The organism is Achromobacter sp. CSND-B12 (genome assembly GCF_052906545.1).
In genome coordinates this window covers 4764291-4786555 of sequence record NZ_JBREGJ010000001.1, presented here as the reverse complement: position 1 = coordinate 4786555, position 22265 = coordinate 4764291, and the positions used below count along the sequence as shown (strand labels likewise).

Sequence of the window (22265 nt, the reverse complement as noted above, 5' to 3'; positions counted from 1 at the left end):
GGTTCTATTTGTCTTCCACCTGCAGGATGGCCAGGAAGGCCTCTTGCGGAATTTCCACGGTACCGACCTGCTTCATGCGCTTCTTGCCCGCCTTCTGCTTTTCCAGCAGCTTCTTCTTGCGCGAGATGTCGCCGCCATAGCACTTGGCCAGCACGTTCTTGCGCAGCGCCTTGACGTTCTCGCGGGCGATGATTTCGGCGCCGATGGCGGCCTGGATCACCACGTCGAACATCTGCCGCGGAATCAGGCCGCGCATGCGCGTCACCACGTCGCGCGCGCGGTGGCGGGCGTTGCTGCGGTGGACGATCACGGCCAGCGCGTCGACGCGGTCGTTGTTGATCAGCAGGTCCACCCGCACCACGTCGGCCGAGCGGTATTCGAGGAACTCATAGTCCATCGAGGCATAGCCGCGCGACACCGACTTGAGCTTGTCGAAGAAGTCCAGCACGATCTCGGCCAGCGGGATCTCGTACACCAGGTGCACCTGGCGGCCGTGATAGCTCATGTTGATCTGCACGCCGCGCTTGTTGTTGCATAGCGTCATCACGGGACCGACGTAGTCCTGCGGCATGAACAGCGTGACCTTCACGATCGGCTCGCGGATATCGGCGATCTTGCCGATTTCCGGCATGCGCGATGGGCTTTCGACGGTGATCACCGAACCATCGCGCTGCTCGACCTCGTACACCACCGACGGCGCGGTGGTGATGATGTCCATGTCGAACTCGCGCTCCAGGCGCTCCTGCACGATCTCCATGTGCAGCAGGCCGAGGAAGCCGCAGCGAAAGCCAAAGCCCAACGCCTGCGACACTTCGGGCTCGAACATCAGCGCGGCGTCGTTCAGCTTGAGCTTCTCGAGCGAATCGCGCAGCTGGTCGTATTCGGAGCTTTCGACCGGGTAGAGGCCGGCGAACACCTGCGGCTTGACTTCCTTGAAGCCGGGCAGCGGCGCGGCCGCAGGCTTGCTCGCGAGCGTCACGGTGTCGCCCACCTTGGCGTCCTCGAGTTGCTTGATGCCGGCGATGATGAAGCCCACCTCGCCTGCCGACAGGTGCGGACGCTGCTGCGACTTGGGCGTGAACACCCCGGTCTGCTCGCACAGGTGGGTGGCGCCGGAAGCCATCAGCAGGATCTTGTCCTTGGGCTTGAGCATGCCGTTGACGATGCGCACCAGCATCACCACGCCCACGTAGTTGTCGAACCACGAATCGATGATCAGCGCCTGCAGCGGCGCCTCGGGATCGCCCTGGGGAGCCGGCACGCGCGCCACGATGGCCTCGAGGATCTCGTCGATGCCCATGCCGGTCTTGGCGCTGGCCAGCACCGCCTGCGAGGCGTCAATGCCGATGACGTCCTCGACCTCCTGGCGCGCGCCGTCCGGATCGGCCTGCGGCAGGTCCATCTTGTTCAGCACCGGCAGCACTTCCACGCCCAGCTCGATGGCGGTGTAGCAGTTGGCCACGGTCTGCGCTTCGACGCCCTGCGAGGCGTCAACCACCAGCAGCGCGCCCTCGCAGGCGGAGAGCGAGCGGCTGACTTCGTACGAGAAGTCGACGTGCCCCGGGGTGTCGATCAGGTTCAGGTTGTAGATCTTGCCGTCCTGCGCCTTGTAGTGCAGGGCGGCCGTCTGGGCCTTGATGGTAATGCCGCGCTCACGCTCGATCTCCATGGAGTCGAGCACCTGGGCCGACATTTCGCGATCCGCCAATCCGCCGCAGCGCTGGATCAGGCGATCGGCCAGGGTCGATTTGCCGTGATCGATGTGGGCAATGATGGAGAAGTTGCGAATATGCTGCATGCTTGAGTTTAAAAGGGACGGAACATTCGGCAAACTGCCGGAAGACGCCGCCACCAGGGTAGGCACGGCTGACAGGGTTGCGGCTGGCGCGTCAAGGGCGGATGCCCGCGGTCGCGCCGCCCGGCCGCCCTGCCCGCCCGCGATCGACGGCGGCACGGGCAAAAACGAGGGGGCGCCAGGCGCCCCCTCTTGCGGCAACCAGCCATTTTAGCCGGTCTTGGGCCTTATTTGCTTGCGGGCACCGCCACCCACTGGGTCTGCTCGCCGCGGCGTACCAGCAGACCGACCGCGCGGCCCTTGTCCAGCTTGCCGACCAGCTCCGCGAACTGTTTGGCGCCGGTGACGTCGGTGTCGTTCAGAGCCAACACAATATCGCCTTCCTGCAGCCCGGCCTTGGCGGCCGCGCCTTCGGCGACCTTGACCTGCACGCCGCCCTTGATACGCAGCTTCTTCTGCACGTCGGCGGGCACGTCCACCACGCCAAGACCCAGCGCATTGGTGACTTCCGGCGCGGGCGTCGCGCCCTTCTTGCCCGGCACTGCCTTGTCCACGGGAATCTCGCCCACCTTGACCGACAGGGTCATCTTCTTGCCCTTGCGCCACACTTCCATGTCGGCGCGCGTGCCCGGCTTGGTTTCACCGACGATGCGGGGCAGATCGGTCCAGCGCTTGATCGGTTCCTTGTTGAAGGTCAGGATCACGTCGCCCGGCTGCACGCCGGCCTGTTCGGCCGGACCATCGACCTCGACACTGCTCACCAGGGCGCCTTCGGCCTTGGGCAGCCCGATGGCCTCGGCCACGTCCTTGCCCACTTCGCCGATCTGGACGCCCACGCGGCCGCGCGTGACCTTGCCGGTGGCGCGCAGCTGGTCCACCACCCGCATCGCCTCGTCGATCGGGATGGCCAGCGAAATACCCATGAAGCCGCCGCTGCGCGAGATGATCTGGGAGTTGATGCCCACCACCTCGCCCGCCAGGTTGATCAGCGGACCGCCCGAATTGCCCGGGTTGACCGCCACGTCCGTCTGGATGAACGGCAGGTATTCGCCCGTATCGCGGCCGATGGCGCTGACGATACCCGACGTGACGGTGGAATCCAGGCCGAACGGCGAGCCGATCGCCAGCACCCACTGGCCCTTCTTGAGCTTCTTGGGATCGCCGATCACCAGCGGCGTCATGTCCTTGGCTTCGATCTTGATCAGCGCCACGTCGGTGCGCTCGTCGGTGCCGATGACCTTGGCCTTGAACTCGCGGCCGTCGGTGAGGGTGACGTAGATGTCGGTTGCGTCGCTGACCACGTGGTTGTTGGTCATGATGTAGCCGTCATCCGAGATGAAGAAACCCGAGCCCACGCCACGCGGCACGGTACGCTCCTCGGGTTGCTGCGGCTGCGGACGCTGGCGCGGACCGGGCGCCTGGCCCGGCGGCTGGAAATCGGGGCCGAAGAACCAGCGGAACAGCTCGGCGGGATCATTGCCGCCCGGGCCCACTCCGCGGATCGGCACCGTCGCCGTGGTGCGGATGTTCACGACCGCCGGATCGGCCTTCTCGATGATGCTGGTGAAGTCAGGCAGCGCCACCGTCGGAGTCGGCGTGTCGGCCGCCGGGGCCTGCGCCAGGGAGACGGGCGCGAACGCGGCCGACATCAGGAGCCCCGCCGTCGCGGCCGCCAGGAAGCGGCGCAGACCGGGGTTCGACACCATCAATGCTTTCATATGTTGCTCCGAAATCACTTCTTGCCGCGGCGGCCGCGCTTCACTTGGAATCGGCCGCCGGAGCGTTCGTCACGGGTACGTATTCGGTCGCTTCCGCCAATTGTTCCAGCGTCGCCACGGGCACTTCGCCCACGGCCGTCAGCCAGTAGTCGGCGATGCGCGTGCCATACACGGTAATGGAACCGCGCTGCGCCGCGCCAGGCGGAGGATGATGGCCGCGCTGGCTGTCGTAAGGCTCGATGAACACCGAAATGGCCGCCAGTCCATCCGACAGCACCATCTGGTTGACCGTCGCGCCGCGCCCCATCGAGCGCGCCACCTGCATGACCACCACAAAGCCCTTGGGCGCCGGGATGCGCCAACCCTGGGCGCTCAGGTCCACGGACTTCATCGAAGGCTCGAGCACGCGCCAGTCGCGCGTGTTCCAGCGCGACGACAGCGATTGCGGGTCGACGTCGGCTCCCAGGCGCAGGGACGTGAACGACACCTGCTCGACCACGCCGCGGGCGGCATTGAGGGTCTGGGCCTTCAGCAGCAGATTGGTTTCGACATCGGCACAGAGGCGATAGCCATAGCGCAACTTGTCCAGCGGTTCGATAGTGATCAACCGGCATTCGCGCCCGGCGACGCGGTGCAGCGCCGACTCGGTGCGGATCTTGTAGTGTTCGGTCAGGTTGGCGGGATCGCCCAGCAGCAGCCCAGGGAAGCGATCGCCGCGGCGGCGTTCGAGCAACACCGTTTTGCGCTCGGGAATCAGGCACTGCACGTCTTCGTTGTGGCGCAGGTATTCGCGCGGCTGGCCATCGAGGATCTCGAGGCGCTCGCGCTCGCCGGTGCCGTCGACGACGTGCACCAGGCGCGACGACTGGATCGTCTCGCCCTGCTGATACATGAATACGCCGGCGTAGTCCTGCTTGCGCGCAGCCTGCTGGATGCGCGAGAGCAATTGGACCACGTCATCGCCCTGCTGGGCGGGAGCGGCGTCGGCGGCGCGCGCGGGGTCATGCGCGGCCAGAAAAGCGGTCAGAAGCGTAGCGGCGAACCAGCCGGCGCGGTGGGCCTGCCACGAGGCAGCCCTTCCCAGCACCGGCCAACGGGTCGGAAGCACAAGGGCCATCAGCGCCCCGCTCCGACATCGAACGACACCTGGCGCACCGCGCTGGGGCCGGCCATCTGGCGATGGGCCTCCAGGTAGTCGCTCAGGCCCGAAGTGTCGGTGGAGCTGCCCAGGCTGGCGTCGGCCAGCACGCGGGTTTCAGCGCCCGGATTGCCGCCCGCCAGGTAGGGCTGGGCCACCCAGGCCACCGTGGCGACCGCGGCCGCCACCGCCAGGCCGGACAGGCCCAGGCGCAGCGGCGAGCGGCGCCGCGGCGCGGCCACGATCGGCAGCTCGGCATCCAGCGCGCGCGACAGGCGGGCATGGAAACTGGCGCTGGGCGTCAGCGCCAGATCACTGTTGCGCAGGGCATCACCAATGAGGTGATAGGTATCCCAGGTCTGCCGCCCCTCGCGGGTCAACAGGCCGGGAAGAATATCGTCGGTTTCTTCTCCGTCCATCCAGGCGGAAACGGATTCCTCCCAGGAGGACTCCGAGGAAACGACGGACTTGGCTGCTGTAGTCTGCATGACTGCCACTCCTTACCAGCGACGCTCGGCATCGGTGCCTAGCAATGGGCGCAACTTGGTCGCGATGGCCTCTCGCGCACGGAAAATGCGGGAGCGCACCGTACCAATGGGGCAGTCCATGCTCTGGGCGATGTCTTCGTAACTCATACCTTCGATTTCACGCAGGACGATTGCGGTGCGCAGTTCCTCGGGCAATTCCTCGATGGCCGCGTTCACCGTCTCGGCGATCTCGCGGCTGGCAACCATCGACTCCGGCGTGCTTATATCGGTTAGGTTGTCGGTTTCGTTAAAAGTTTCACCGTCTTCCGTTTCTATCGCGTTGGGCGCGCTCGGCCGCCGCCCCTGCGAGGCGAGCCAATTTCGGGCCGTATTGATGGCGATACGATACAACCAGGTATAGAACGCGCTCTCGCCCCGGAACTGGGGCAGGGCCCGATAGGCCTTGATGAACGCTTCCTGGGCCACGTCCTCGATCTCGGCCGGATCGCGGATCATGCGAGCCAGCAGGCGCAGGATCTTGCGCTGGTATTTGAGCACCAGCAGATCGAACGCTTTCTTGTCGCCGCGCTGGACACGGGCGACAAGCTCGGCGTCGACTTCGCGCTCGCTCATGGAGCCTCCCGCAAGCGCACCGCCGCAGGCTCGCGCCGCGCCGCGCCAGCCAATAGGCACAGGCGCCGCCAGCCGTCGGCCGGCAAGGCCGTCTGCCAGACGGTAAAAGTTACTTGTTGGTCGTTAAAGGCCATACTCCCGGAGGGCAAGGGCTGCAGGGTGAGAGTGAGCCATGCCGGTCCGCGTCGCTGATCCACCAGCGACGCTTCCCGCCAGCCGCCCGGCAGGCGTACCTGCCAGCGGCCAGCCCCGGCTGCCGTGCGCAAAGCCGATACCGGGGACGGGCTGAAACGGATCGAGTGTAACAGCCCCGCCGCCAACAGCAATGCGGCCAGTGCGGCGCCGACCAGCCAGGCCGTGCCGTGCCAGAAAGCCGCGGTCACGATGCTGGCCACCGCGGCGGCCAGCCCCAGGACTGGCAACGCCGCGACGCCGCGCGGCCGCAGGACAGGCACGCCAAACGTCCAGCGCCCCTTGCCCGGGCCTTCCAAATCAGATCCGGCGAACGGCCATGGAGCCGTTGGTGCCGCCGAAGCCGAAGGAGTTGGACAGGCCGACATCGATCTTCATCTGCCGCGCCTCGTTGGCGCAGTAGTCCAGGTCGCATTCCGGATCCTGGTTGAAGATGTTGATGGTCGGAGGCGAGACCTGGTTGTAGACGGCCAGCGTCGTGAACACGGCCTCGATGCCGCCGGCGGCGCCGAGCAGGTGGCCGGTCATGGACTTGGTCGAGTTCACCACCAGCTTCTTGGCGTGGTCGCCGAAAGCCAGCTTCAGCGCATCGGTTTCGTTCTTGTCGCCCAGGGGCGTCGAGGTGCCGTGCGCGTTGACGTACTGGACGTCTTCCAGGTTCAGGCCGCCGTTGCGCAGCGCGTTGAGCACGCCGCGGCGCGGGCCGTCCTTGTCGGGAGCCGTGATGTGATGCGCATCGGAGCTCATGCCGTAGCCCGCGAACTCGCCATAGATGCGCGCGCCACGCTTCTTGGCGTGTTCGTATTCTTCCAGCACCAGCACGCCCGCGCCCTCGCCCAGCACGAAGCCGTCGCGGTCGCGGTCCCAGGGACGCGAGGCCGTCTGAGGATCATCGTTGCGCGTCGACAGCGCGCGCATCGCGGCGAAACCGCCGATGCCCAGCGGCGACACGGTCGATTCGGCGCCACCAGCCACCATGACGTCGGCATCGCCGTACTCGATCAGGCGGGCCGCGTCGCCGATGCAGTGCAGGCCCGTGGTGCAGGCCGATACGACGGCGTAGCTGGGGCCCTTCATGCCGTAGGCGATGGACAGATGGCCGGAGATCAGGTTGATCAGCGAACCCGGCACGAAGAACGGCGAGATGCGGCGCGGACCCTTGGCCATGTATTCGACCTGGGTTTCCTCGATGCGCGGCAGGCCGCCGATGCCCGAGCCGACGATCACGCCGATGCGTTCGGCGTTGGCTTCGGTGACTTCCAGGCCGCTGTCGCGCCAGGCCTGCATCCCGGCAGCCAGGCCGTAATGGATGAAGGTATCCATCTGGCGGGCTTCCTTGGCCGAGATATAGGCGCTGATGTCGAAGTCCTTGACTTCGCCGGCGATGTGGGTGGTGATGGCCGAGGGATCGAAACGGGTGATGCGGCTGATGCCAGAACGTCCGTTGACGATATTGTCCCAAGCGGTGGTCAGGTCGTTGCCGACAGGCGACACGATACCAAGGCCAGTGATGACGACTCGTCGCTTCACGGATGACTCCTCAAACAGACAAAAGAAAGGCGGTTTTCGGGATGCACTGCGCGTGCGGCACACGCAACAGCGGGTCGGGCGTCAATGCCCTTCCCGCGCGTGGACCACACGGCAAATTCCTGAAACCGCCCCGGTTCCCGGTTGGCGCCGAAATCGAATTCGGGGCAACCGGAAGGATATAGGCTGAGCTTACTGCTTACCGTTCGAATTGATGTAATCAATCGCTTGTTGCACGGTCGTGATCTTTTCGGCCTCTTCGTCGGGGATCTCGGTCTCGAATTCGTCTTCGAGCGCCATGACCAGTTCGACCATGTCGAGCGAATCGGCACCGAGGTCGTCAAGGAAGGAGGATTCGTTCTTGATCTCGGCTTCGTTCACGCCAAGTTGTTCAGCGACGATCTTCTTGACGCGCTGTTCGATGCTTTCCATGCAGATCTCCAAATGGGAAAAATCCCGCGAATTATAGCCAAGCGCAGAGTACTGCAAACGCCAGGCCGTGACAAAAATAACACCGCACACTTTGATCTGTCGCCCACGGGGCGCAGGAGTGCCGATATGCGGCGTTTCCGGATGAAGCGCGCGTTGCCCCGCGCCGGAAAGCCCGGCTGCGGCGCGGCGGCCTGGGCCGCCCACGCGCTTCGTGACTTATTGCATGTACATCCCGCCGTTGACGTGCAGGGTGGTGCCGGTAATGTAACCCGCCTGCGGCCCGGACAAAAAGGCCACCGCATGGGCGATATCCGTCGGCGAACCCAGGCGGCCCAGCGGAATCTGCTGCAGTAGCGCCGCCGTCTGGCTCTCGCCCAGGGCGCGCGTCATGTCGGTATCGATGAAGCCGGGCGCCACGCAATTGACGGTGATGTTGCGGCTGCCCAGCTCACGCGCCAGCGCGCGCGACATGCCCGCCACGCCGGCCTTGGCCGCGGCGTAGTTGGCCTGGCCGGGATTGCCGCTCGAGCCTACCACGGAGGTGACGTTGATGATGCGTCCCCAGCGGGCCTTCATCATGTTGCGCAGCACCGCGCGCGAGAGGCGGAAAACCGACGCCAGGTTGGTGTCGATGACGGCGGACCAATCGTCGTCTTTCATGCGCATTGCCAGCGTATCGCGGGTGATGCCTGCATTATTGACGAGGATATGGGGGCCACCGCCTTCTTTGCCGAGCGCGTCGATCAAGGCGTCGCAGGCTTCGGCATTGGTCACGTCCAGCACCACGCCACGGCCGCCGAACGGGGCCAGCGCCTCGGTGATGGCGGCAGCGCCGGATTCCGACGTGGCGGTGCCGATGACAACCGCGCCGCGCGCGGCCAGTTCCTGCGCAATGGCGCGGCCAATGCCGCGCGTGGCGCCCGTGACCAGGGCGATCTTGCCCTGCAGTTCGATCGAGGTGTTTTCCATGGTCTTAGTTTCCGTTGACCGCGGCCAGCGCGGCTTCGAGCGAGGCCGGATCCGTGATGGCCAGGCCGGTGAGCTCGGGGTCGATACGCTTGGTCAGGCCGGTCAGGACCTTGCCCGGACCGCACTCGATGACGTGGGTCACTCCCTGGGCCTTCATGGCGCGCAGCGTTTCGACCCAACGCACAGGATGCCACGCCTGGCGCACCAGCGCATCCCGGATTGCCCCGGGTTCGGTCGGGGCGGCGACATCGACGTTGTTGATGACGGGCATCTGCGGCGCCGCCACCGTCACCGCGGCCAGCGCGCCGGCCAGCACGTCGGCGGCGGGCTTGAGCAGGCTGGAATGGAACGGCGCCGACACCGGCAGCAGCAGCGCGCGCTTGGCGCCGGCGGCCTTGGCCAGCTCGCAGGCGCGCTCGACGGCGGCCTTGTGGCCGGCGATCACGACTTGCGCCGGCGCATTGAAGTTGACCGCTTCGACCACTTCACCCTGGGCCGCCGAGGCGCAGGCAGCGCGCACGGCGTCATCGTCCAGGCCGAGGATGGCGGCCATGGCGCCAGTGCCGACCGGCACGGCGGCCTGCATGGCGTCGGCGCGCACGCGCACCAGGCGCACGGCATCTTCGAGCGCCAGCGAGCCGGCGGCCGTCAGCGCGGCGTACTCGCCCAGACTGTGGCCAGCGACGACATCGGGGTTACGGCCGCCCGCCGCGCGCCAAGCCGCGAAGAACGCGGCACCGGCCGTCAGCATGGCGGGCTGGGTGTTGGTGGTCAGGTTGAGCTGTTCGGTGGGGCCCTGCGCGATCAGCGCGCCCAGGTCCTGGCCCAGCGCCTGCGAGGCGCGCGCCACGGTGTCGGTCACGGCAGCGACGTCGGCCCAGGCATCGAGCATGCCGACTGCTTGCGAACCCTGGCCGGGGAAGACAAAAGCGATTTTCATGATTGACCGTGTGGATTGATTCTGAGTCTGTGGAATGTCGAGCGTGCCATCCGGCAGGCGCGGCACTCCGCGCCATGCCGGACTCGCCCTTACATGCGGGCCAGTACCGAACCCCAGGTGAATCCGCCGCCCACGCCCTGCATCAGGACCAATTGGCCTGCCTTGACGCGGCCATCACGGCGCGCGGCGTCCAGCGCCAGCGGCACGCTGGCCGCGGAGGTGTTGGCGTGGCTGTCGACGGTGATGACAACCTTCTCGACCGGCACGGCAAGCTTGCGCGCCAGGAAATTCAGGATGCGGACGTTGGCCTGGTGCGGGATCAACCAATCGACATCGGCGATCTCGATCCCGGCTTCCGCGCAAGTATCACGGGCCGAGCGGTCCAGCACCGTGACGGCCTGCTTGAACACCGCCTGGCCGTCCATGCGCAGGAACGGATCGCCGGTGACGTCACCATAGGCCACGTTGCCCGCGGCGCTGAGGATCTTCATCTGGCTGCCATCGGCATGCAGCTGCGCGGCCATGATGCCGGGCTTGTCGGAAGCCTTGAGCACCACCGCGCCGGCGCCGTCGCCGAACAGCACGCAGGTGCTGCGGTCGTTCCAGTCGAGGATGCGCGAAAACACTTCGGCGCCGATCACCAGCGCGCAACGCGCGCGGCCGGCGCGGATGAAGCTGTCGGCGGTGGTCAGGGCGTAGACGAAACCGCTGCACACGGCCTGCACGTCGAAGGCCGCGGAGCCCTTGGCGCCCAGGTTGGCCTGCACCAGGCAGGCGGTGCTGGGGAACACGAAATCGGGCGTGGAGGTGGCCAGCACGATCAGATCGACCTCGGACGCGTCGACACCGGCATCGGCCAACGCGCGGCGCGCGGCCTCGGTGGCCAACTGGCTGGTGGTCACGCCGCGCTCGGCCAGGTGGCGCTGCCGGATGCCGGTGCGTTCGACGATCCACTCGTCGGACGTGGCGATATCGCGCGTCGCCAGTTCGGCCGCCAGGGCGTCATTCGAAACCACGCGTTCCGGCAGGAAGCTGCCGGTGCCCGCGATCGCGGAATATTTCATTGCGGTATCCATCAAGCGGTGTCCCCAGCCGCGCCCGGTTCGAGCGCCGAAACCCCCGAAGCCGACTGGACGCGCTGGTTGATCTGCGCCACCGTCTGAGCGGTGCGCTCCAGCAGTTTACTCACCACGGCCTCGCGGGCCCGTTGCAAGGCGAAGCCGAAAGCGTAGGCATCGGCCGAACCGTGGCTCTTGATGACCACGCCACGCAAGCCCAGCAGCGCCGCGCCGTTGTAGCGACGGTTATCGACGCGATTGCGCAGGCGGTTGAGCACCGGCTTGGCCAGGGCGCCGACCAGCAGCGTGATCAGGTTGCGTTTGAACTCTTCGCGGATGACGCTGGACAACATCTTGGCCAGGCCTTCCACGGACTTGAGCACGACGTTGCCGACGAAACCGTCGCAGACGACGACGTCGACCGTGCCCTTGAAAATGTCATTGCCTTCCACGTTGCCGTAGAAGTTCAGCGGGCTAGCGCGCAGGAGCTCGGCGGCTTCCTTGACGACCTCGTTGCCCTTGATGACTTCTTCGCCGATGTTGAGCAGCCCCACAGTGGGGCTGTCGCGATGGTCCACCGCCTGCGACAGCGCGGCGCCCATGATGGCGAATTGCAGCAGGTGCTCGGCCGTGCAGTCCACGTTCGCGCCCAGGTCCAGCACCGTGGTGGCGCGGCCCGTCTGGTTCGGAATGGACGTGGCGATCGCGGGGCGGTCTATGCCGTCCAGCGTCTTGAGCACATAGCGGGAAATGGCCATCCATGCGCCGGTGTTGCCGGCGGAAACGCAGGCGTCGGCGCGCCCGTCCTTGACGGACTGGGCGGCCAGGCGCATGGAGGAGTCTTTTTTGCGGCGCAGGGCGACCTCGACCGGGTCGTCCATGGTGACGACTTCGGAAGCCGCCACGATCTCGAAGCGATCACGCTCGACGCCGCGATGCTCGGAGAGCGCCGCTTCGATAGCGTCCGGAAGCCCGACCAGCAACAGCCGGGTGTCCGGAAATTGCCGGGCGAACTCGATCGCAGCCGGAATCGTGACGGGCAGACCGAAGTCTCCGCCCATACAGTCTATGGCGATGCGTATCACGGGTGCCAGGTATCAGCGCTCAGCCGAAATGGTCCGAGTACGAGTTCGGCCCGGGGGCCTTATTCGTCGGCCTTGGTCTTCAGGACCTTGCGGCCACGGTAGAAGCCGTTGGGGCTGATGTGGTGACGCAGGTGCGTTTCGCCCGTGGTGGGTTCGATCGCGGTCGACGGATTCACCAGAAAATCGTGCGAGCGGTGCATACCGCGCTTGGACGGGGACTTCTTGTTTTGTTGAACGGCCATGATGACTCCTAGAAACGGGGCGCATTGTACGCGATGCGGCCCGATGTTGATCTCAATCTTTGTGCTTCAGTTGTTCCAGCACCGCAAACGGCGACGGACGCTTGACAACGGGCTCTTGGGAAGCCTCGCTGTCCTTGGCCTGCGCGCCCGGGCATACATCATGCTTGGGCACATACGGAACGCTCAGAATGAGCTCATCCTCGATCTGGGCCAACAGATCGAAGTGATGCGAACCCACCACCTTTTCAGGCTGGTTGGACACAAAACCATTTCCTGCGTTTCCTGCCTCGCCGTCCTCGTCCTCGTCGTCGAAACCCGCGGCGTGATCGCCGGAGGCAAAGCCGTCGTCGAGGTCGGCTTCGGACTTGACCAGTTGCAGCAGGACCTCGCTGTCCACCGGATAGGCGAACGGCTCATTGCACCGCTGACACACCACGACCGGATTCGCCCGCACATGTATGCGCAGGAGCGGCTGACCTTGCAGCAGCCCGGCCTTGCCCATCTCGCCGCGCACGGACCACGTCACAAGGCCGGCCTCACCCGCCGGTTGCTCGGGAAGTCCGTCAACCGCGCGCGTCAACCGCACAAGAGGTATGGTGCCTTGCGCTTCCTTGCCCGAATGGGCGAATGCGAATGCGTCGATGGGCTTGATGTTCTGTCCTTTCGCACGAGGCCGCCGGAAATGCGCATTCGCGCACAACCCGCACATCCCGTGCATTCGCGGCCATCCCAGGGCGCCAAACCGATGACTGACGCGGGGTGCGCCCCGCCCAAAAGTCATGCTGCCCTGCAAAAATGCCGCAAAACGTTAGATAATACTGTGACTTACGTCCCAGCGTCAAATATCGAATGCCCTCACAACCCAGCCTGATCCTCGCCTCCAGCTCGCGCTACCGCAAAGAACTGCTCACCCGCCTGCGCCTGCCCTTCACCGCCATTTCGCCCGATGTGGACGAAACGCCACAGCAAGGCGAATCACCCGAAGCGCTGGCGCTGCGCCTGTCGGTGGCCAAGGCCATGGCGGTGGCCGGCGGGCACCCCGGCAGCGTCGTCATCGGGTCGGATCAGGTTGCCACGGTGGACGGCCAACCCATTGGCAAGCCTGGCGATTTTACGCGCGCCCAGGCGCAATTGCGCGCACTTTCCGGGCAGATCGTGGAATTTCACAGCGCGTTGGCGGTGACTGACGGCCTCCGAGTGGAAAAAGCCGATATCGTGACGCGGTGCAGATTCCGGCGCCTGAGCGACCAGGCCATCGACGCCTACCTACGCGCCGAGGAACCCTACGATACCGCAGGCAGCGCCAAGGCGGAAAGCCTGGGCATCGCCCTGATGGAGAGCATCCAGAGCGATGACCCCACCGCCATCATCGGCCTGCCGCTGATCGCCCTGACCCGGATGCTGGCCGGCTTCGGCCTGGACCCCCTGACCGCGCCCGGAGCGGCCGCATGAGTGGCTCGCTGCACCTGATTCCCGTGGGGCTGGGCGACGCCGCCCCCGAAAGCTGGCTGCCCGCCGACGCGCGCGAGCGGGCCGGCAGCCTGGACACCTATATCGCCGAAAACGCCAAGACGGCGCGGGCCTTCCTCAAGCAGGTCGGCACCACCCGGCCGCTGCAGGAAATCACCATCCATACCCTGAGCGACAAGACCGACGCCGCCCAGATCGGCGCCTGGCTCGAGCCGGTGCGCCGCGGCGCCGACATCGGCCTGGTATCCGAGGCCGGCTGCCCGGCGGTCGCCGACCCTGGCGCCAAGGTGGTGGACGCCGCCCACCGGCTCGGCATCACCGTCAAACCCTGGGTCGGCCCCTCCTCCATCCTGCTGGGCCTGATGGCCAGCGGGCTGGACGGCCAGCGCTTCGCCTTCCACGGCTACGCGCCGGTGGACGCCGGCGAGCGCGCCAGGCAGCTCAAGGCGTGGGAACAGCACTCCGCGCGGCACAACCAGACGCAACTGCTGATCGAGACCCCCTACCGCAACGCCGCCATGTTCGCCACATTGCTGGCCAGCCTGAAGGGCGACACCAAGCTGTGCGTGGCGCGCGCGCTGACCACCGCCGACGAATGGATCGTCACCCGCACCATCGCCGACTGGAAGAAGCAGCCCGCCCCGCAGCTGGACAAGATGCCCACCCTGTTCCTGTACCTGGCGCGCTGACGATGATCCGATCTGCAGCGGTATTGCTGGCCCTGGCGGCCCTGGCCGGTTGCGCCCAGCGCGGCCCCGCGGGCCTGGACCTGGACACCTCCATCACCGCGGCCAGCCAGAGCAGCCGGGTGCGCTTCGTGGTCCTGCACTACACCTCGACCGACGACGCGCTGTCGATGAAGCTGCTGTCGCAGGGCAAGGTCAGCGCCCATTACCTGATCGATACGCCCGGCCGCGCCTACCGGCTGGTCGATGAGTCCCGCGCCGCCTGGCACGCCGGCGAAAGCGCCTGGTACGGCCTGAACGCCATGAACAGCACGTCGGTCGGCATCGAGATCGTCAACCCCGGCTGGACCGACGGCGATGACGGCAAACCGCAATGGCATGCCTACGGCGACCGCCAGATCCGGGCGCTGACCATCCTGCTGCGCGACATCATCCAGCGCCACGGCATCGCGCCCCGGAACGTGGTCGGCCACAGCGATATCGCGCCCCAGCGCAAGGTCGATCCCGGCCCGCTGTTCCCCTGGAAGCAACTGGCCGCGGCGGGCATCGGCCGCTGGTACGACGAAGCCGGCGCCGCCGCGCACCTGGCACGGCTGCAGGCCCAGGGCACGCCCGACGTGGCCTGGTTCCAGCAGCAACTGCAACGCCTGGGCTACACCAGCCCGCAAACCGGCACCCTGGACCGCGCCACCATCAATGTGCTGGCGGCCTTCCAGATGCACTATCGGCCCGCCCTGCACGACGGCCAGCCCGACGCGGAGACCGCGGCGATCATGCTTGCCATGCTGTAGCCCGACGCCCCGGGCGGTGACCGCGAAAGACACGGCACGCCCGACGAGATGGGTTCACCCCGGGCGGCGGCGCCACCAGGCGACCAGCCGCCACCCCAGCAGCAGCGCCAGCACCGAGGCATAGAGGATCGGCTGCGACAGGTCGTTCTTGCCGGCCTTGTGCCACCAGTAATGCAACACCGCCAGCAGGCCGATGAGATAGATGGCGCGATGCAATTGCTGCCAGCGCCTGCCCAGCTTGCGCATGGCCCACTGGGTGGAGGTGGCCGCCAGCGCCGCCATCAGCACGAAAGCGGCGAAGCCCACCGTGATGAAGGGCCGCTCGCCAATATCCTGCAGCATGGCGACGGGATCGAGACCACGGTCCCACCAGACCCAGGCCATGAAGTGCATGGCGCCATAGAAGAAGGCGAACAGGCCGCACATGCGGCGCACGCGCACCAGCGCCGGCTGCCCGGTCAAGCGCCGCAAGGGCGTGATCGCCAGCGTCACGAGCAGGCACACCAGCGTCCAGGTGCCCGACGAACGGGTCAGGAATTCAACCGGGTTGGCGGTCAGGCCGTTGGAAAAACCCAGCCAGATCCAGCGCGCGAACGGCGCCAGGCCCAACAGGAACAGCCAGGGCTTGGCGCGCCCCACGGCCCGCGCCGACCATTGCGGCTTGCACGCCGCGGCCGCGGCCGCGCCATCGGCCACCGGCGGCTTCAATAGTTGGCCTTCAGGTCCATGCCCTGGTAGAGCGACGCGACCTGCTCGGCATAACCGTTGAACATCAAGGTCTTGCGCTTGGGCGAGAACAGGCCGTCCTCGCCGATGCGGCGCTCGGTGGCCTGGCTCCAGCGCGGATGCGGCACGGTCGGGTTGACGTTGGCATAGAAGCCGTATTCCTGCGGCGCGGCCTTGATCCACGACGATACCGGCTGCTTTTCCACCAAACGGATCTTGACCAGCGACTTGCCCGACTTGAAGCCGTATTTCCAGGGCACGGCCAGCCGCAGCGGCGCGCCGTTCTGGTTGGGCAGCATCTTGCCGTAGACGCCGAACACCAGCATGGCCAGCGGATGCATGGCCTCGTCGATGCGCAGCCCTTCGACGTAGGGCCAGTCGAGGATGGCGGCGCGCACGCCCGGCATGTTCTCGCGCTGCACGGCGGTCACGAATTCCACGTACTTGGCATTGCCGGTGGGCTCGACCTGCTTGAGCAGCGCCGACAGCGAATAGCCGACCCAGGGAATCACCATGGACCACCCCTCGACGCAGCGCAGCCGGTAGACGCGCTCTTCCATCGGCGCGAGCTTGAGCAGTTCGTCGATATCGAAGGTGCGCGGCTTGCCGACCTCGCCCTCGACGCTGACCGTCCAGGGCCGGGTCTGCAGCTTGCCGGCGTTGGCCGCGGGCTCGCCCTTGTCGACCCCGAATTCATAGTAGTTGTTGTATGACGTGATATCAGCGAAGGACGTCTGTTTGTCCATGACGCTGAACGCCGCATTGGCCTGGCCCGCCAGGACGCCGGCACCGGCGCCCTGGGCGAAGGCGCTGCGCGTCGCCCACCCCGGCAACCCCAGCCCCGCCGCCGTCACGCCGGCGCGCAGGATCAGGTCGCGGCGCGACCGCCAGACCGCTTCGGTCGTGATCTCGGACGGAACGATGTCATCGGGCTTGCGTATCAACATGGGAATCTCCTGGGGGCCGGCGCGGCGAGTCGCGTCGCTGCCGCCCCGCTCAAACCGTGGACGTTTCGCGACCCCATGATATTCCGCCGGCGTAGCCGGCGGCGATCGGTAATAGACCGCCCCGCTCTCCCGGCGTTCCCGCCGGGACGGGACGCCCGCGGCCGTCAGGCAGCGGCCGTCAGGGTCCGGCTGAGCAGCCAGTCGCGCACCAGCGGCACGCTCTCCAGCACCGCTTGCGGGCCACAACCCTCGAGTTCCTTCAGGGTGTGTGCGCCGTAGGTCACGCCCAGGCCGTGCACGCCGGCATTGGTGGCCATCTGCATGTCGTGGGAGGTGTCGCCCACCATCACCACGCGGGCCGGATCGACGTCCAGCTCGCTCATCAACTCGTGCAGCATGGCCGGATGCGGCTTGCTGAAGGTTTCGTCAGCCGTGCGGGTGGCGTCGAACATGGGACCCAGGCCGGTCGCGGCCAGGGCGCGCGTCAGGCCCACGCGGCTCTTGCCGGTGGCCACGGCCAGGCGCACGTCGCGCTCGGCCAGCGCGTTCAACAGCTCGGGAATGCCGTCGAAAAGGCGCAATTCAGGATCGCGCAGCAGGTAGTGGGTGCGGTAGCGCTCGAGAAAGCGCGGCAGCATCGCCTGCGTCAGCTGCGGCACGGCGCGGCGCAGCGCGCTTTCCAGCGACAGCCCGATCACCCAGCTGGCGTCGGAGGTCGACGGCACCGGCAGCTCCAGGTCGCGGCAGGCGCCCTGGATGGCGGCCACGATGCTGTGCGTGGAATCCATCAGGGTTCCGTCCCAGTCAAAAACGACCAGCGAATACGACATATCAGACCGACTCCAGTTGTTTCAGTATTTTCCGGCAGGCGGGCGGCAGTTCGGCCGTCAGCGTCATCGGCTCACCCGTCAGCGGATGGTTCAGGGTCAATTGGTGGGCATGCAGGAACATGCGGCCAAAGCCCATGCGCGAGAATTCGGCGCGAACCTCGTCGTGGCCGTACTTGTCGTCGCCCACGATGGGAAAGCCGCTGGCCGCCAGATGCACACGGATCTGGTGGGTGCGCCCGGTGCGCAGTTCCGCGTCCACCAGGCTGTAGCGGCCGAAGCGCTGCTTGAGCGTGATGATGGTGTGGGCGGTCTGGCCGTCGGGATCGACCTTGACGCGGCGCTCGCCCGACTGGGTGGTCCACTTGGACAGCGACAGCTTGATGTGCTGGCGGTCGTTGACCCAGTCGCCCTCGACCAGCGCGTAATAGTGCTTGTCGCTGCGCCCCTCGCGCAGCATGGCGTGCAGGGCCAGCAGCGCGCTGCGCTTCTTGGCGACCATCAGCAGGCCGGAGGTTTCGCGGTCGAGCCGGTGCACCAGTTCCAGGAACTTGGCCTCGGGGCGGGCGGCGCGCAGCTGCTCGATGACGCCAAAGGACACGCCGCTGCCGCCATGGACCGCCACGCCGGCGGGCTTGTCCACCACCAGCATCGCGTCGTCCTCGAACACCACCGGGAATTCTGCCGCCGGCACCGGCCTGGGCTTGCCAGGGTCGGGCAGGCGCAGCGGCGGAATACGGACCATATCGCCTTCCGCGACCCGATAGTCCACCGAGATGCGTCCCTTGTTTACCCGGACCTCGCCGCCGCGGATGGCCTTGTAGATGTGGGTTTTGGGGACGCCCTTGCACAGGCGCATCAGGTAATTATCCAGGCGCTGGCCGGCATGCTCGGCGCCCACTTCCACCATGCGGACGGAGGGGGTGGCCATAGGGGAGGAAGTTTCTTTGCGCATTGCGGAAAGCGACATATAATCGGGACAGCCTTAAGGGGCTGAATCAGCCGCTGGCGTAGAGATGCAACTCAAGTACGCAACTCCGTCGAGCGCGTGGGCCGCCATTGTACTGCCTGCTCATTCAACCCCTGGGTCATTTGGTCGCCGGCGCAACCGCGCCCTGCCGGATAGTGGTGTGGCATTCATTTTGCCCGCTGTCCCAGCAGGTCCGTTGCCTGCCGCAAGCGGCTTGAAGCACTGCAAGAATCGTCGCATATTTAAAGCACCAGCTGCGCGTCGGCAACCAATCCGGCCGCAACTGCCGTTCACAGCACATTTCCGTCAAACCACATTCAGTGAAGCTGACCCTCCTGCTGAAAGAACCCCGTGCCCCACGGCACGACGTGCCCGCCTGACCCGCGGCGGATACGCCTGGGCGCCGCCCAGGTACGGTCCGCATCTTCTTGCCCGCTTCAGCCGCAGCCCGAGTGGCCCGAGGTCACGCGCCGATATCGGCGCGTCATGACAACGGAGAAACCCTCTCATGAAGCGCATGCTGTTCAATGCGACGCACCAGGAAGAATTACGCGTCGCTATCGTCGATGGGCAAAAACTCATCGACCTCGACATCGAGACTGCCGGCCGCGAACAACGCAAAGGCAACATCTACAAAGGTGTCATCACCCGGATCGAACCCGGCCTTGAAGCTTGCTTCGTCAACTACGGCGAAGACCGCCATGGCTTTCTTCCCTTCAAGGAAGTGGCCCGCAGCTTCTTCAAGGAAGGCGTCGACGTCCGCACCGCCCGCATCCAGGACGCCCTGCGCGAAGGCCAGGAACTGATCGTCCAGGTCGAAAAGGAAGAGCGCGGCAACAAGGGCGCCGCCCTGACCACGTTCATCTCGCTGGCCGGCCGCTACCTGGTCCTGATGCCCAACAACCCCCGTGGCGGTGGCGTTTCGCGCCGCGTCGAGGGCGAGGACCGCCAGGAACTGCGCGACACGATGGAGCAGCTCGAGCTGCCCCAGGGCATGAGCATCATCGCCCGCACCGCCGGCATCGGCCGCAACGTCGAAGAACTGCAATGGGACTTGTCGTACCTGTTGCAGCTCTGGACCGCCATCGACGGCGCCGCGCGCGACAACTCCGCGCCCATCCTGATCTACCTGGAATCCAGCCTGGTCATCCGCGCCATCCGCGATTACTTCTCGCCCGAGATCGGCGAGATCCTGATCGACACGGACGAGATCGCCGACCAGGCCACCGCGTTCATGAGCGTGGTGATGCCGGACAACGTCCAGCGCGTGAAGCGCTACCGCGACGACATCCCGCTGTTCTCGCGCTTCCAGATCGAACACCAGATCGAAACGGCCTACTCGCGCACGGTGCAGCTGCCCTCGGGCGGCGCCATCGTCATCGACCACACCGAAGCGCTGGTGTCCGTGGACGTCAACTCGGCCCGCTCGACCCGCGGCGCCGACATCGAGGAAACCGCCCTGCGGACCAACTCGGAAGCCGCCGACGAAGTGGCCCGCCAGCTGCGCTTGCGCGACCTGGGCGGCCTGATCGTCATCGACTTCATCGACATGGAAGACAGCAAGAACCAGCGCGCCGTCGAACAGCGCCTGCGTGACGCCCTCCATTTCGACCGCGCCCGCGTCCAGATGGGCAAGATCTCGCGCTTCGGCCTGATGGAACTGTCGCGCCAGCGCCTGCGTCCGGCCCTGAACGAAGGCTCGCACATCACCTGCCCGCGCTGCAACGGCACCGGCGTGATCCGCGACGCCGAATCCAGCGCCCTGCACGTCCTGCGCCTGCTGCAGGAAGAAGCCATGAAGGAAAACACCGCGGCGGTCCACGCCCAGGTGCCGGTCGACGTGGCGACCTACCTGCTGAACGAAAAGCGCGCCGACATCACCAAGATGGAAGCCCGCCTGAAGGTCAACCTGGTGCTGATCCCCAACAAGCACCTGGAAACGCCGCATCACCACATCGAGCGCCTGCGCCACGACGATCCGCGCCTGGAAGAAGTGAAGACCAGCTTCGAACTGGTCGAGGCGCCGGCCACGGACGCTCCGTGGCAGCCGCGCGAAAGCGAGATCAAGGCCCGCCCCGAAGCGCTGGTCAAGGGCATCACGCCCTCGCAGCCGGCGCCCGTGTCGACCCCCGCCCCGGCGCCCGCTCCCGCGGCCGCCCCGGCGCAATCGGGCGGCGGCCTGCTCAAGCGCCTGTTCGGCTGGCTGACCGGCAATTCCGAGCCCGCCAAGACCGCGCCCGCCGCTGCCCAGGAAGAGACCGGCGCCAAGCGCGCCGCCTCGCCGGCACGTGGCAAGGGCCGTGGCGCCCATGACGGCCAGGAACGCCGCGGCGAACGCCATGGTTCCGACCGCAATCGCAACCGTCGCGGTGAATCGCGCACGGAAGGCGCCGAGGGCGGCGAAGGCGGCCGTCATCACATCCGTGGCAACCGCCGGCCCGAAGGCGAGCGCGGCGAACGCCAGGAACGCGGCGAGCGCAACAATCGCAACGAGCGTGGCGAACGCGACCAGGCAGTGCAGGCCGCACAGGCCTCGAACCGTCCCGATGTCGCGCCGGAAGCCGCTGGCGACGACGCCGGCGCCGGCCGCAACCGCCGCCGTGGCCGTGGCCGCAATCGCCGCGAGGAAGGCCAGGCCGATACGCCGATGAGCGAACAGGAAAGCATGGTCGCCGCGCTGGCCCAGTCGGTCGCGACCGCCCTGCCTGAAGCCAAGCAGCCTGCCGATGCCCAGGCCGAACCGGCGGAAGCCGTCGAACTGGCCGCCGAGGGCGTGCCCGCCACCGAAGGCGCCGAAGCCGGCGCCGATCCGGAACGCAAGCGTCGCCGCCGCCGCAGCCGTCGTGGCCGCCGCAGCGCGGACGAGGCCGGCGTGGCTGGCAGCGACGAGCAGCTGGAAGACGGCGCCGAAGACGACGCCGGCGAACAGGCCGAGAACCTGACCGCCTCCGCGCCGGCAGCAGCCGCCCCGGTGGCAGCGGCAGCCCCTGCGGCCGACGTCCCCGCGACGCCGGTTCAGGCTCCCGCGCAACAAGCCGAAGCCGTCCAGGCTGAAGCCGCGCCGGCGCCGGTCCAGGCCGAACAGGCGCCCGCCGCCACGATCGAGCCGCAGGCCGCGCAGCCCACCCAGACTGCCGCGCCCGAGGCGACCGCTCCGGTGGCCGTCGACCCCGCCAGCCAGGTTTCCGAGCCGGCCGCGCCCGTCGCGACGCCGGTGCAAGCCGCTGTGGTGGAACCGGTGGTCGAACCCGTCGTGACGACGGCGCCCGCCGCCCCGGCCGAACCCGAAGCCGCTGCGGCCCCGGTGGTCACGCCCGCCCCGGCCGCCGCGCCGGCGCAGGCCGCGCCCACCAGCGCCCAGCCCATCGTGGTGCCGGCGACGGCTCCCTCGGCCAAGGCCCAGACCCTGCATGAAGTGGTCAACGCCGCCGGCCTGCAGTGGGTGGAGACCGATCCCGAACGCCACGCGCAGACGCAACTGCGCATCGCCGCGGCGCACACGCCGGTCCGCCTGGGCCGCGAGCGCAAGCCGGTGGCGCCGGTCTCGAACGAACCCCTGGTTCAGGTCGAAACCCGCCACTGAGGCAAGCCGCAAGCAAAAGCCCCCATCGAATGATGGGGGCTTTTTTTATTGCCTGTCGCTTGCCGCGCA

The 22265-nt window shown here is 67.0% G+C and carries 22 protein-coding genes; 4 read left to right on the top strand and 18 right to left on the bottom strand.

The features are described from left to right. Nucleotides 1–4: 4 nt before the first annotated feature. The 14 genes from lepA to ACUTAG_RS22535 form a co-directional block, all read right to left on the bottom strand. On the bottom strand, nucleotides 5–1798 hold the full coding sequence (gene lepA, locus ACUTAG_RS22600; RefSeq protein WP_006389296.1) for a translation elongation factor 4: 1794 nt from the start codon (nucleotides 1796–1798) through the stop codon (nucleotides 5–7). Between the two features lie 224 nt (nucleotides 1799–2022). Further along, nucleotides 2023–3444, bottom strand: a complete 1422-nt coding sequence (locus ACUTAG_RS22595) for a DegQ family serine endoprotease (protein ID WP_370445592.1) — start codon at nucleotides 3442–3444, stop codon at nucleotides 2023–2025. A 109-nt stretch (nucleotides 3445–3553) separates the two neighbouring features. After that, on the bottom strand, nucleotides 3554–4630 hold the full coding sequence (locus tag ACUTAG_RS22590) for a MucB/RseB C-terminal domain-containing protein (protein ID WP_006389294.1): 1077 nt from the start codon (nucleotides 4628–4630) through the stop codon (nucleotides 3554–3556). Continuing rightward, nucleotides 4630–5139 carry a sigma-E factor negative regulatory protein gene (locus ACUTAG_RS22585; protein WP_006389293.1) on the bottom strand — a complete coding sequence of 170 codons (510 nt, stop codon included), beginning with the start codon at nucleotides 5137–5139 and terminating at the stop codon, nucleotides 4630–4632. Before ACUTAG_RS22585 ends, ACUTAG_RS22590 begins: the two co-directional genes overlap by 1 nt. 12 nt (nucleotides 5140–5151) lie before the next feature. Continuing rightward, nucleotides 5152–5751, bottom strand: coding sequence for an RNA polymerase sigma factor RpoE (gene rpoE / locus ACUTAG_RS22580; protein WP_006389292.1), 600 nt, complete (start codon nucleotides 5749–5751; stop codon nucleotides 5152–5154). After that, entirely contained in the window at nucleotides 5748–6242 is a 495-nt protein-coding gene (locus tag ACUTAG_RS22575; protein ID WP_148316427.1) for a hypothetical protein, read from the bottom strand. The genes rpoE and ACUTAG_RS22575 overlap by 4 nt, the downstream gene beginning before the upstream one ends. A gap of 1 nt (nucleotide 6243) precedes the next feature. Continuing rightward, nucleotides 6244–7473, bottom strand: a complete 1230-nt coding sequence (fabF, locus tag ACUTAG_RS22570; RefSeq protein ID WP_020924694.1) for a beta-ketoacyl-ACP synthase II — start codon at nucleotides 7471–7473, stop codon at nucleotides 6244–6246. Nucleotides 7474–7662: 189 nt separating this feature from the next. Beyond that, nucleotides 7663–7902 (bottom strand): acyl carrier protein, encoded by a 240-nt coding sequence (gene acpP / locus ACUTAG_RS22565; protein WP_005012191.1) that lies wholly within the window; start codon nucleotides 7900–7902, stop codon nucleotides 7663–7665. Between the two features lie 216 nt (nucleotides 7903–8118). Further along, nucleotides 8119–8871, bottom strand: a complete 753-nt coding sequence (gene fabG, locus ACUTAG_RS22560) for a 3-oxoacyl-ACP reductase FabG (RefSeq protein ID WP_024068104.1) — start codon at nucleotides 8869–8871, stop codon at nucleotides 8119–8121. Nucleotides 8872–8875: 4 nt separating this feature from the next. Then, the gene (fabD, locus tag ACUTAG_RS22555) at nucleotides 8876–9811 is read right to left on the bottom strand and encodes an ACP S-malonyltransferase (protein WP_026382572.1); all 936 of its coding nucleotides are present in this window, start codon (nucleotides 9809–9811) and stop codon (nucleotides 8876–8878) included. 89 nt (nucleotides 9812–9900) lie between these two features. Continuing rightward, nucleotides 9901–10887 carry a beta-ketoacyl-ACP synthase III gene (locus tag ACUTAG_RS22550; RefSeq protein WP_020924696.1) on the bottom strand — a complete coding sequence of 329 codons (987 nt, stop codon included), beginning with the start codon at nucleotides 10885–10887 and terminating at the stop codon, nucleotides 9901–9903. Continuing rightward, a complete protein-coding gene (gene plsX, locus ACUTAG_RS22545) occupies nucleotides 10887–11954 on the bottom strand; it encodes a phosphate acyltransferase PlsX (protein ID WP_026382573.1) in 1068 nt (355 codons plus the stop codon). Before plsX ends, ACUTAG_RS22550 begins: the two co-directional genes overlap by 1 nt. A 59-nt stretch (nucleotides 11955–12013) precedes the next feature. Further along, entirely contained in the window at nucleotides 12014–12196 is a 183-nt protein-coding gene (rpmF, locus tag ACUTAG_RS22540; RefSeq protein WP_006389284.1) for a 50S ribosomal protein L32, read from the bottom strand. Between the two features lie 52 nt (nucleotides 12197–12248). Further along, nucleotides 12249–12905 carry a YceD family protein gene (locus tag ACUTAG_RS22535; RefSeq protein ID WP_024068103.1) on the bottom strand — a complete coding sequence of 219 codons (657 nt, stop codon included), beginning with the start codon at nucleotides 12903–12905 and terminating at the stop codon, nucleotides 12249–12251. A gap of 140 nt (nucleotides 12906–13045) precedes the next feature. Here ACUTAG_RS22535 and ACUTAG_RS22530 point away from each other — a divergent pair, with 140 nt between their 5' ends. The 3 genes from ACUTAG_RS22530 to ACUTAG_RS22520 are packed head-to-tail and all read left to right on the top strand — an operon-like array spanning nucleotide 13046 to nucleotide 15143. Further along, complete coding sequence (locus tag ACUTAG_RS22530) at nucleotides 13046–13648, top strand: Maf-like protein (protein ID WP_024068102.1); 603 nt, start codon at nucleotides 13046–13048, stop codon at nucleotides 13646–13648. Further along, entirely contained in the window at nucleotides 13645–14355 is a 711-nt protein-coding gene (locus tag ACUTAG_RS22525) for an SAM-dependent methyltransferase (RefSeq protein ID WP_020924700.1), read from the top strand. The genes ACUTAG_RS22530 and ACUTAG_RS22525 overlap by 4 nt, the downstream gene beginning before the upstream one ends. Further along, nucleotides 14352–15143 carry an N-acetylmuramoyl-L-alanine amidase gene (locus ACUTAG_RS22520; protein ID WP_370445591.1) on the top strand — a complete coding sequence of 264 codons (792 nt, stop codon included), beginning with the start codon at nucleotides 14352–14354 and terminating at the stop codon, nucleotides 15141–15143. Before ACUTAG_RS22525 ends, ACUTAG_RS22520 begins: the two co-directional genes overlap by 4 nt. Nucleotides 15144–15197: 54 nt before the next feature. Here the strand turns inward: ACUTAG_RS22520 and msrQ are convergent, their stop codons facing one another. From msrQ to ACUTAG_RS22500, 4 genes are all read right to left on the bottom strand, one after another. After that, a complete protein-coding gene (gene msrQ, locus ACUTAG_RS22515; protein ID WP_058207261.1) occupies nucleotides 15198–15851 on the bottom strand; it encodes a protein-methionine-sulfoxide reductase heme-binding subunit MsrQ in 654 nt (217 codons plus the stop codon). Further along, nucleotides 15848–16816: a protein-methionine-sulfoxide reductase catalytic subunit MsrP gene (gene msrP / locus ACUTAG_RS22510; RefSeq protein ID WP_024068100.1), complete on the bottom strand. Its 969-nt coding sequence runs from the start codon at nucleotides 16814–16816 to the stop codon at nucleotides 15848–15850. Before msrP ends, msrQ begins: the two co-directional genes overlap by 4 nt. 164 nt (nucleotides 16817–16980) lie before the next feature. After that, a complete protein-coding gene (locus ACUTAG_RS22505) occupies nucleotides 16981–17646 on the bottom strand; it encodes an HAD family hydrolase (RefSeq protein WP_148316425.1) in 666 nt (221 codons plus the stop codon). A 1-nt stretch (nucleotide 17647) separates the two neighbouring features. Further along, on the bottom strand, nucleotides 17648–18613 hold the full coding sequence (locus ACUTAG_RS22500; protein WP_006389276.1) for an RluA family pseudouridine synthase: 966 nt from the start codon (nucleotides 18611–18613) through the stop codon (nucleotides 17648–17650). 508 nt (nucleotides 18614–19121) lie between these two features. On the opposite strand from ACUTAG_RS22500, the gene ACUTAG_RS22495 reads away from it, so the two are divergent. Next, the gene (locus tag ACUTAG_RS22495; protein ID WP_148316423.1) at nucleotides 19122–22196 is read left to right on the top strand and encodes an Rne/Rng family ribonuclease; all 3075 of its coding nucleotides are present in this window, start codon (nucleotides 19122–19124) and stop codon (nucleotides 22194–22196) included. The last annotated feature ends 69 nt before the right edge of the window (nucleotides 22197–22265 follow it).

What these genes read in the sequence shown, in the direction of transcription:
- acpP (WP_005012191.1), bottom strand. Translation starts at nt 7,902, where the DNA reads ATGGAAAGCATCGAACAGCGCGTCAAGAAGATCGTCGCTGAACAACTT.
- ACUTAG_RS22500 (WP_006389276.1), bottom strand. Translation starts at nt 18,613, where the DNA reads ATGTCGCTTTCCGCAATGCGCAAAGAAACTTCCTCCCCTATGGCCACC.
- ACUTAG_RS22585 (WP_006389293.1), bottom strand. Translation starts at nt 5,139, where the DNA reads ATGCAGACTACAGCAGCCAAGTCCGTCGTTTCCTCGGAGTCCTCCTGG.
- fabG (WP_024068104.1), bottom strand. Translation starts at nt 8,871, where the DNA reads ATGGAAAACACCTCGATCGAACTGCAGGGCAAGATCGCCCTGGTCACG.
- rpoE (WP_006389292.1), bottom strand. Translation starts at nt 5,751, where the DNA reads ATGAGCGAGCGCGAAGTCGACGCCGAGCTTGTCGCCCGTGTCCAGCGC.
- ACUTAG_RS22530 (WP_024068102.1), top strand. Translation starts at nt 13,046, where the DNA reads ATGCCCTCACAACCCAGCCTGATCCTCGCCTCCAGCTCGCGCTACCGC.
- msrP (WP_024068100.1), bottom strand. Translation starts at nt 16,816, where the DNA reads ATGTTGATACGCAAGCCCGATGACATCGTTCCGTCCGAGATCACGACC.
- ACUTAG_RS22535 (WP_024068103.1), bottom strand. Translation starts at nt 12,905, where the DNA reads ATGTGCGGGTTGTGCGCGAATGCGCATTTCCGGCGGCCTCGTGCGAAA.
- rpmF (WP_006389284.1), bottom strand. Translation starts at nt 12,196, where the DNA reads ATGGCCGTTCAACAAAACAAGAAGTCCCCGTCCAAGCGCGGTATGCAC.
- ACUTAG_RS22590 (WP_006389294.1), bottom strand. Translation starts at nt 4,630, where the DNA reads ATGGCCCTTGTGCTTCCGACCCGTTGGCCGGTGCTGGGAAGGGCTGCC.
- ACUTAG_RS22595 (WP_370445592.1), bottom strand. Translation starts at nt 3,444, where the DNA reads ATGTCGGCCGCGTTCGCGCCCGTCTCCCTGGCGCAGGCCCCGGCGGCC.
- ACUTAG_RS22525 (WP_020924700.1), top strand. Translation starts at nt 13,645, where the DNA reads ATGAGTGGCTCGCTGCACCTGATTCCCGTGGGGCTGGGCGACGCCGCC.
- lepA (WP_006389296.1), bottom strand. Translation starts at nt 1,798, where the DNA reads ATGCAGCATATTCGCAACTTCTCCATCATTGCCCACATCGATCACGGC.
- ACUTAG_RS22495 (WP_148316423.1), top strand. Translation starts at nt 19,122, where the DNA reads ATGAAGCGCATGCTGTTCAATGCGACGCACCAGGAAGAATTACGCGTC.
- ACUTAG_RS22505 (WP_148316425.1), bottom strand. Translation starts at nt 17,646, where the DNA reads ATGTCGTATTCGCTGGTCGTTTTTGACTGGGACGGAACCCTGATGGAT.
- fabD (WP_026382572.1), bottom strand. Translation starts at nt 9,811, where the DNA reads ATGAAAATCGCTTTTGTCTTCCCCGGCCAGGGTTCGCAAGCAGTCGGC.
- ACUTAG_RS22550 (WP_020924696.1), bottom strand. Translation starts at nt 10,887, where the DNA reads ATGGATACCGCAATGAAATATTCCGCGATCGCGGGCACCGGCAGCTTC.